Origin of the sequence: Geminicoccus flavidas (assembly GCF_009806515.1) — a bacterium.
Classification (GTDB): Bacteria; Pseudomonadota; Alphaproteobacteria; order Geminicoccales; family Geminicoccaceae; genus Geminicoccus; species Geminicoccus flavidus.
In genome coordinates this window covers 1-3921 of sequence record NZ_WUJP01000119.1, presented here as the reverse complement: position 1 = coordinate 3921, position 3921 = coordinate 1, and the positions used below count along the sequence as shown (strand labels likewise).

Annotated in this window: 4 protein-coding genes and 1 pseudogene; all 5 read right to left on the bottom strand. The window is 67.0% G+C overall.

From position 1 onward, the window contains the following. Nucleotides 1–963 (bottom strand): peptide ABC transporter substrate-binding protein (locus EQG76_RS03225; RefSeq protein WP_200840518.1); only part of this gene is annotated, 963 nt, incomplete at its 3' end. A gap of 75 nt (nt 964–1038) precedes the next feature. Further along, nucleotides 1039–2391, bottom strand: a complete 1353-nt coding sequence (locus EQG76_RS03220) for an NAD(P)/FAD-dependent oxidoreductase (RefSeq protein WP_235031184.1) — start codon at nt 2389–2391, stop codon at nt 1039–1041. Nucleotides 2392–2463: 72 nt separating this feature from the next. Then, the gene (locus EQG76_RS03215) at nt 2464–3162 is read right to left on the bottom strand and encodes an SDR family NAD(P)-dependent oxidoreductase (protein ID WP_159710562.1); all 699 of its coding nucleotides are present in this window, start codon (nt 3160–3162) and stop codon (nt 2464–2466) included. Next, the gene (locus EQG76_RS03210) at nt 3159–3683 is read right to left on the bottom strand and encodes a MarR family winged helix-turn-helix transcriptional regulator (protein ID WP_159710560.1); all 525 of its coding nucleotides are present in this window, start codon (nt 3681–3683) and stop codon (nt 3159–3161) included. The genes EQG76_RS03215 and EQG76_RS03210 overlap by 4 nt, the downstream gene beginning before the upstream one ends. Next, nucleotides 3683–3921 (bottom strand): annotated as a pseudogene (locus tag EQG76_RS03205) (FAD-binding oxidoreductase); the annotation flags it as partial. The gene EQG76_RS03210 and the pseudogene EQG76_RS03205, both read right to left, overlap by 1 nt.

The window sequence follows — 3921 nt, the reverse complement described above, 5'->3', positions numbered from 1 at the left end:
CTCGCGCACCGCCCGGTCCTGGAACACCGGCAGGCCGAGATTGAAGGCGATATTCTCGATGAAAGGCTGCGGCACGGTCTGGACGACCCGGCCCTCCAGGGCCTTGCCTTCCTCGTACTTGTCCGGGGTGATGCCCTGGATGCCGGTATAGTCGACCGCACCAGTCTGGAACTGGGTGTACAGCACCGTCATGTCGGGGATGTACTTGAAGATGATCCGTTCCAGGTACGGACCATCGCCGTGGAAGTCGGTATGCGCCTCCAGGGTGATGTGGTCGCCCGGCACGCGCTCGACCCACTTGAAGGCGCCGGTGCCGATGGGCGCGTTGTTGAACGCCGCGGTGTTCGGGTCGGCCTCCTTCTCCAGGATGTGCTTGGGCACGATAAAGGTCCAGGACAGGATCGCCGGGTAGGGCGCGTACGGCTTCTCCATCTTCCAGGTGAGCTCGGTCGGGCTCTTGACCGTGATCTCGCGCACCAGCTCATGGCCGGCGCGGCGGCCGGCCCTAAAGTCCGGGTTGTTGATCAGCTCGATCGTGTACTTGACGTCCTCCGCGGTGAACGGCGTGCCGTCATGCCACTTGACGTTGTCCTTGAGCTTGATGGTCCAGGTCAGCCCGTCCTCCGAGATGCCGCCATTGGCGACGGTCGGGATCTCGGTGGCCAGGTCCGGGATCAGGCTGCCATCCGGGGCGGGGCGCCAGAGCGGGCTGAACAGGTTGAAGTAGACGCCTTCGTCAACCTCGATGTGCAGCATCAGAGGATTGAAGACGGTCGGCTCCTGGGACATGCCGATCACCGCTTGGCCGGTCGGCTTTTCAGGCGGTGTCGCGGCCTCGGCCGTGCCGACCCAGCCGAGCTTCGGCCCAATCCAGACAGCGGCACCGCCACCCAGGCCCATCGCCATCAACCGGCGCCGGTTCGGGCGCATCAGGCTGCCCTGCTTCGACATCGTGTCATCCATCAGACGTTTCCCCCTTCGCAAGTCGGCCAGAAAGCCGGGGCGCCGCCGTTTGCGGCGGTCGCCTTCCAAGAAAGGTCAGGCATGCCCCATCGGTCTGGGGGTGCTGCCGTCCAAGAAGCGTGCCAGGCGGAACTCAGTCGGATCGACCACTGGGTCCTTGCCCATCACCATGTCCGCGATCAGCTTGCCAGCGCCCGGCCCAATTCCGAAGCCGTGACCGGAGAAGCCGGTAGCGATCAGGAGGCCCGGCAGCGTGTCGACGAAGGAGATCACCGGGACGATGTCCGGGGTGACGTCGATCCGCCCTGCCCAGGACTGCTCGATCTTCGCATTGGCAAAGGCCGGGAAGCGCTGGCGCAGGCGAGCCAGTGCCTTCTTCGTGACCTTCTCCACCGGAGCCGGGTCGTTCACCCGGATCTTCTCGAACGGCGTGACCTCGTCGCCGGTCCAGGTCTTGGGCCAGCTCGCCTCCAGGCCGAAGCGCGAGTTCAACTGCAGCCCGTAGGAGCGCCACTCCATGCGGACCGCCGGCAGGAAGTCTTTCAGGTAGCGGAAGCTGTTCGGCACCAGCTCGTGGACGTTGGTCGCCCCGTCGGCAATCGTGTAGCCGCCGTCCAGGCGCTTGCGGAACGCGTAGTCCCTCTCCCAGAGCGCCACTTCGGGCGCACCCTCCAGAGGGGCGGTGCGCATCACCGAGTTGATCACGGTGAGCTGCGGCAGGCGGATGCCGAGATTGCCGAGGAACAGGCCGGACCAGGCGCCGCCGGCCAGCACCACTTGGCTGCAGCGGATCCGGCCCTTCTCGGTGACCACGCCCGACACCTTGCCGCCCTGCCGCTCCACCGTGCGCACCGCGCAGTTGGTGAAGATATAGGCGCCCAGCCGCTGGGCGTAGCGGGCGATCGCGGGCCCCGCCTTCTGTGGCTCGGCACGGGCGTCCGACGCGGTATAGAGCGCGCCATAGAAGCCGCCGTCCGAGCCCGGCATCAACTTCTCGAACTCGGCCTTGCCGATCGCCTTGGTGTCGAGCTGATAGGGCTGCGAGTACTGCAGCCATTCCTCGTGCTTGGCTATCTCGGCCTGGTTGCGCGCGGCATACATGATGCCGGTGACCTTGAAGCCGGTCTCGGCCTCGGTCTTCTGGTTCAGGGTCTGCCAGATTTTGAGCGATTCGATGATGAGCGGAATCTCGCGCGGGTCGCGGCCCATCTTGCGGACCCAGCCCCAGTTGCGGCTCGACTGCTCGCCGGCGATATGACCCTTCTCGCACAAGGCGACGGAGACGCCACGCTCGGCCAGGAACATGGCGGTCGACACGCCGATGATCCCGCCGCCGATCACCACGACATCGACCTGTTCGGGCAGCTTGTCGTTGGAATCGACCGGATCGACCACCGGGCCACGGTGCGGGGTGACTTGGGTAATCACGTGCTCACTCGAAGATGGGTTGCCACCGGTCGCCTGTTCCATTCCCGCGCGGGCCGGGACGCTCGGGTTCGCTCAGTAGGATTCGTCCAGGGAAGAATTGATCGGGATCTCCGACACGCTCGCCGTGTTCGGCAGGTCCAGCGCGAACGCCACGATCCGCGCCACGTCCTTGGGGTCGGTCATCTCCGCGGCCGCCTTGTCGCTCAGGCCGAACGCCATGTCGGTCGCGACCAGGCCCGGGCAGATCGCGATGGAGCGCACACCCTCTTCCCAGCCGGCATGGCGCAGCCCGTGGGACAGGGCCAGTGCTGCGAACTTGCTGACCGAGTAGGCGCCGGAGCGTGCCGCCTTTACCCGCTTGCCGGACAGGGAAGAGATGGTCACGACCCGGCCGCGGCCGCAGGCCACCAGATGAGGCCAGGCGGCGCGGGCCAGGCGCAGCGGCGCCTTCACGTTGACCTCAAGCATGGCGTCGAGATCCTCGTCCTCCGCCTCGATCACGCTCTTGGGGATCATGACCCCGGCATTGGCGATCACCGCGTCGATCCGGCCATAGCGCTTGGCCACCGCCTGGACCCAGGCGGCCTCGCTCGTCCGGTCGGCGGCGTCGTAGGCCTGGAGGTGGCACTGCTCCTTCAGCTCGCCCGGCACGCTGTCCGGCCGGCGCACGCCGATCGAGACCACCCAGTCGCGGGCCAGGAGCTCCTGCGCGATGGCAGCGCCGATGCCGCGATTGGCGCCGGAAACGAGGGCGACGCGACGGTCGATCATGCGGTGGCCTTCCTGTCTAGGACGGTGGCGGGTAGCGGCGTCACGTGCCGCTCGTAGAGGGTCATCAGGATGCGCAGGAGATCGGCGCGGTCCTGCTTGTCCAGCACGGAGAAGAACCGGTCCGACTGCTCCTGGGCGATCTTGCGCACCTGTACCACCAGCTCCTCGCCCCTGGGCGTGAGGTAGAGCTCGTGCGCCCGGCGCTCGCCGGCATCCACCTTCTGCTCGACCAGGCCCTGCCGCTTCATCTGGTCGATGAGCTTGGCCATCGCCGAGCGGTCCTTCTGGGCGAAGTGAGCGATCACGGAGGGCCGGATGCCCGGGTTGGCATGGGTCATCAGCAGGACCGACACCTTGCCATGGCCATGGGCCAACTCGACCTCGCTGATGGCCTGGTCGTAGTCCCGGTTGAGCGCGATGCCCATGCTGCGCGCATAGAAGCTGAGCAGGCCGCCCAGGATGTCGAGCGACACGTTCGAGTAGCCGATCGTGCGCGGCTCCGGCCGCCCGTTCCTGGCCATTAGTAGGCCGGCGGGTTCACGCCCTCGCGCCTGGCGACCCACTGGTCGCGAGCGCGGGTGGCGGAGAGGAAGAGGTAGGGGACGAACTTCATCCAGAAGGGCGAGGCCGCCATCGGCTCCAGCGGCAGGGTCAGGTCCTCCTTGGGCATCCCCATCGCCCATTCGGCCAGCACCGTGCCCATCATCGTGCCGGTCGGCACGCCCCGGCCGGAATAGCCCAGCGACGCCACTACGCCCG

What these genes read in the sequence shown, in the direction of transcription:
- EQG76_RS03210 (WP_159710560.1), bottom strand. Translation starts at nt 3,683, where the DNA reads ATGGCCAGGAACGGGCGGCCGGAGCCGCGCACGATCGGCTACTCGAAC.
- EQG76_RS03215 (WP_159710562.1), bottom strand. Translation starts at nt 3,162, where the DNA reads ATGATCGACCGTCGCGTCGCCCTCGTTTCCGGCGCCAATCGCGGCATC.